Annotated in this window: 4 protein-coding genes; 3 read left to right on the top strand and 1 reads right to left on the bottom strand. The window is 54.1% G+C overall.

Annotated features, from left to right (window positions below):
- Window positions 1–529: tyrosine-type recombinase/integrase (locus tag Pla52o_RS26505; protein WP_146597656.1), on the bottom strand; the 529-nt coding region annotated here is incomplete at its 3' end.
- Between the two features lie 285 nt (window positions 530–814).
- Between Pla52o_RS26505 and Pla52o_RS27765 the strand changes: the two genes are divergently transcribed.
- The 3 genes from Pla52o_RS27765 to Pla52o_RS26495 all read left to right on the top strand — a co-directional run bounded on the left by Pla52o_RS27765 (window position 815) and on the right by Pla52o_RS26495 (window position 3,472).
- Window positions 815–949 carry a hypothetical protein gene (locus Pla52o_RS27765; protein WP_261343392.1) on the top strand — a complete coding sequence of 45 codons (135 nt, stop codon included), beginning with the start codon at window positions 815–817 and terminating at the stop codon, window positions 947–949.
- Window positions 950–1,255: 306 nt separating this feature from the next.
- Window positions 1,256–1,594, top strand: a complete 339-nt coding sequence (locus Pla52o_RS26500; protein ID WP_146597655.1) for a hypothetical protein — start codon at window positions 1,256–1,258, stop codon at window positions 1,592–1,594.
- A gap of 1,242 nt (window positions 1,595–2,836) precedes the next feature.
- Entirely contained in the window at window positions 2,837–3,472 is a 636-nt protein-coding gene (locus Pla52o_RS26495) for a dual specificity protein phosphatase family protein (protein WP_146597654.1), read from the top strand.
- Window positions 3,473–3,697: the final 225 nt, after the last annotated feature.

Genomic DNA, 3,697 nt, shown 5'->3' with positions numbered 1-3,697 from the left:
GATCTTTGGCGCCTTTGCCTCGATGAATGTGAACCATCATCCGCTGGGAATCAATGTCACCGACTTGCAGGTTGCGAGCTTCCTCGAGCCGCAAGCCCATCGAGTAGGTCGTCCAAAAGAAGGCTGCGATCCGCTCGACTCGGCAAGCGTTGACGATGCGGTGCACCTGTTCGATGGTAAGCACCTCCGGCATCGTTTTGGACCGCTGCAGCTTCATTGTGGCGAGCGTCTGCCAGTTCCGCTTGCAGGTTCGCGAGTAGAAGAACTTGATGCCAGAGAATGCTACACGGATCGACCCGTACGCGAATTGTTTTTCGTTTTTGAGGTACAGGAAGTATCGTCGCAGTTCGGCTTCGGTGATCCGGTTGGGGCGTTTTTCGCAGTAGTCGGCCAGTTGTCGCACGGCTCGCAGGTAGCCGTGCACGGTGCGTTTGCTCATGCCTGCGAGCTGCAGGTCGTCGTTCATGTTCTGATAGAGCTTGCCGTCGAAGTAACGAGATGCAGCGGGAAGGTGATCGTAGTTAACCATGGTAGATCCTTGTTGAGAGAGTAAAAAACAACAAGAAAACATGCCAGCGCCCTGAGGATCGGCTAAACTGACGATCGAAAAACCCAACCACCCCGCCGCGATAGCGGCTTACTTGAACCAAGCCATGCACACGGAGCACGGCTTGCGAGTTTTCACAAATGGATACATCACTCTCCGTGCCCGGTGATGGCAACCGTTACCGGACTTGAGCTCGTGCGGTTTCGACCCCGCTTCAAAACTCTAACGTCGGCACCTCGGCTTGCGGTTGGCAACGCGGCTACGATCATGATGTCGGACACCGTCCACCCGCCACGACGTGCCGCTTCGCTCAAACCAATGGTCGATGATGGGATGCTTAGTTCGGTGTGGTTGACCAGTGACGACCGACATTGGTCCGGTCTGGATTGGTCGATCACCTGATTGTGTTATCGCTGTGGCACTGTTTCGATCTGCGGTGTCGAGGCGGCACGCCGTTTGGCCACCGACGTATTTCCGCTCGCCGACGAACGGTTTGTTGCTCGGTCGGCTCAGGGGTGGCTACAATACTGTCAACGCAACTGGCGAACCGTGGGCGGTGGAGCACGCGGTGTTCGGTAACCAAAAAATGCACGTGAGCACGGGTGGTGCGGTTTTGGGTCGGCTTGCAAGTCAACTGCCCGTGCCCCGTGATTTTCGACGTTCCCCGACTGACGTCGACGACATCGTCATGGCCTCACTGAGTTCCACATGATCTGGGTCGCACTAACGTTCACGCTCCTATTTGTGGTAGCGTTTGTCTTCAAGGCGAAGGTCGTTTGGGATGCATCGCATGACATCTATAGTGGTGGTGGGGTGCCAACGTTGGACTTTCCGATTTTCTTCCCGCCCCTCATTGCGTTTGGGGTATCCTCAACACTGCGTCTTGCTGGGCTGAATCCGTTTCCTTTTTTCGGCATCGTGATATGGCTTGGGCTGACGGTGTCTGCTGCAATGATGATATGGTACTTTGACCACCTTGGTGCTCCAGAACGTCTGCGACAACTCAATGCGATTCGAAGCCGCAATCCAGAGGGCGGGGAACCATAAAATGCACGGGAGTACGGGTGGTCTGTTTTCTCGTTTGCTTTCACGCCTTTCGCCCGTACCCCGTGATTTTTAACGTTCGCCGACTTGGAATTCAGTCCTGTCGTGATCACTCGCACATCGCGTCAGACTATTCGCCAAACCACTTCCACCTGAAGCCTAAGTAGCGTGTCAAACCTACTGTAAATGTCGTCACAGACTGACCAACGACCGATTTCATTCGCACGTCGGGATCTCGAACGTCGATGGACCATTGGACCATCGTCTCTCCGCCCGAGTCGTAACGGCGGCGTCCAATGTCGCGAAAGGTTCCGCGGTCGATGATCTGTTGGTAAGATTACGGATCGGTAAATCTGCTCCCGGTTGGCCGAGTCTGTACACAAGGCAAAAGCCAGAGCCACGTGATGCAACCGAGTCCTCGAGTTGATCTTGGGCAGCGGTTGCTCAACTGCTCGGAACGGCTGATCGCTCCCGCTACCCGACTGAACTTAGAACGTATACAGATGCTAAAACGAAAACAGTTTCGCGTATCAACACTTTTGTTTGTCACTGCCTTGGTTGCAATGGCATGCGTCATCGTGGTCACACGACTGGAGCTTGCGAGCCTCCGGGCATCTCGATCACAATCTGGAGTAAACGCGTCGCCGATCTCAGTTGATGCTGTTGCCGCAAGTGTTGAGCAGTGTCTCGCATCACATCCCTGGTCCACGTCGGTGGCAGACGTCCGGTACTCCGCGGCGGCGGATTCGTTCAAGGTTTGTTATGAATGGACGGACCCAAGCGATGGGCGAACATGGTCATCAGACGTCATACTCAAAGGCAACGGGTTCGGAGAGTACTCATCCTTCATAACCAACAAGACTTTTCTTAATCCAGTTCAATTGCAAGTATCCAAAGATGGCCCTACGACGGGCAATGTTGGTCGCATGTGGGTTGGCGTTTCTGCACCATCATCACTCGCAGACGGCGGAAACCAGTAAGGCTTTGACTTCGCGTTGGGCGAAGGTTGAGCCAGACTTGGGTGTCCATGCGGTGCTACAGAGCCCGCTATAATGCCTAGAACAATTCGCTCGTCGACTCGATGCGAATGCAAATCCTCGGCCATGAGAAAGTACGCCCGCCGCGATAGCAGCTTACTTGAACCAAGCCATCCACACGGAGTACGGTTTGCGCGTCTTTACAAATGGAATGCCATCACTGCGTGCCCGGTGATGGCCAGCGTCACCCAATTGAAGCCTGAACTGCATGAAGTATGGAACCTCGTTTGCGATTCTCGCCGCATTGATGGCAATCTACACGTTTCACAATGGCAGTTGGTTCTACATTCTTCTCTGGCCAGCCTTGTCGTTTGCTCTGGTTTCAATTGCGTACTTTGGTGCCGGAACAGTCGTCTTCGGCAAACGTCCGAACGGGACTCTTTCACCGGGACACTCGGTTTTGCTCGCTCCATTCCTTGCGTATCTAGCGCTCGTCTGGCACTTGGTTCGCTACTTCTTCCGTGAATCCGCATACAATCAACAAACGGAGAACGTATTTATTGGCCGCCGCCTGCTGTCGGACGAACGCCCATCGCACTTCGACCACATTGTCGACCTGACATGTGAATTCAACGAACCTGTCGGTCTTCGGTCACCAGGCTATATCTCGTTTCCAACGCTGGACGGGCACTACATGGCGCCCGATGTATTGACGCAGCGTGCTGCTCAGGTCGCGAAACTTGACGGCAACGTCTACATACATTGTGCTCAAGGTCATGGCCGAACAGCGACGTTTGCCATTGCATACCTACTTCACGTCGGGCTTTGGACATCGGTCGACGATGCTGTAAAATACGTACTTAAAAAGACGGCTTGCTGCACAGCTCAATCGATCCCAGCGTGATATGCTCTGCTCGATCGACGACGGAGGGTGACAAACGCGTGCACCGAAGTTCGCGAGCCGGGCGTATTGATAATGGAGAATCTTTCGCGCGTACCCGCTGACGCGTGCCGACTATGAAGTCCTAGGTTTGACAAGTGGTGGTTGTCATTTGTTTTGGAATTCTGTTGGGTTACATCGCGAGGGTTCCTGATTGGCGTCTTCGTTGATGAGCTTCGAGGAAGTGAT

It is taken from the genome of Novipirellula galeiformis (assembly GCF_007860095.1).
Lineage (GTDB): Bacteria > Planctomycetota > Planctomycetia > Pirellulales > Pirellulaceae > Novipirellula > Novipirellula galeiformis.
Note: the sequence above shows the minus strand (reverse complement) of the source record. Positions and strands in the feature narration are given on the sequence as shown.

Excerpts from the sequence above, each read along its gene's own strand:
- Pla52o_RS26500 (WP_146597655.1), top strand. The coding sequence starts at position 1,256 with ATGATCTGGGTCGCACTAACGTTCACGCTCCTATTTGTGGTAGCGTTT.
- Pla52o_RS26495 (WP_146597654.1), top strand. The coding sequence starts at position 2,837 with ATGAAGTATGGAACCTCGTTTGCGATTCTCGCCGCATTGATGGCAATC.
- Pla52o_RS27765 (WP_261343392.1), top strand. The coding sequence starts at position 815 with ATGATGTCGGACACCGTCCACCCGCCACGACGTGCCGCTTCGCTCAAA.